At 54.1% G+C, this 595-nt stretch carries 1 protein-coding gene; it reads right to left on the bottom strand.

The window, feature by feature from the left end:
- Nucleotides 1-482, bottom strand: a 482-nt coding sequence (locus NZ585_15035) for a hypothetical protein (protein MCS7081343.1), incomplete at its 3' end; no start/stop codon positions are given.
- Between the last annotated feature and the right edge of the window lie 113 nt (nt 483-595).

The following is a 595-nucleotide window of genomic DNA, read 5'->3' as shown; positions in this document are numbered from 1 at the left end:
GTTACATTGCGAATGCCATGCTCCAGATACCCGTCGCAAAAGTTATGGGTAATCAGGGTAATGGCATCAGCTAAGATTTCTGCTGGTCGCCACGTATCTCCAGCCGGTGTCGCAAAGAGCAAGTTGCGCGTGGTGCGGCTGACATAGAACTGGTTGAAAGTGTAAGGGAAAGGCAACGCAGTGGTGAATTCCTCAATCGTATTACCGCCAGCATCAGCATGAAGGTTAAAACCACTCCGCCCCCGTGCCAACTGGGTCATGATGTACACCGGGTTGTCGCTGACAAACGTCAAGCCGTAGATATTGCGCTCCGGCGGTACACCTACACGGCTAATGTCATTGCCATTCATCAAACGGAACCCATGCGCCCGCCGGTCTGGGTCAGCGTAATAATCCACCGGCTTACCGCTGATACCTGATGCAAAACCTTCCTCAGATTCTACGACGGGTGGGTCAGAGGGATTACGCGGGTCATAGTTCATCCGGAATGGCACCCCCGGTCCATCTTGGAAGTTTGTCCGCCATTGAGCCAGGTATGCACCCCAAGTGCTGTTGGCAGGCCGCAGAATCGCATCCTCTCGCACTGCATCTTCCC

It is taken from the genome of Chloracidobacterium sp. (assembly GCA_025057975.1).
Classification (GTDB): domain Bacteria; phylum Acidobacteriota; class Blastocatellia; order Chloracidobacteriales; family Chloracidobacteriaceae; genus Chloracidobacterium.
The sequence above is the reverse complement of the archived record's forward strand: the minus strand, read 5'-3'. Positions and strand labels throughout refer to the sequence as shown.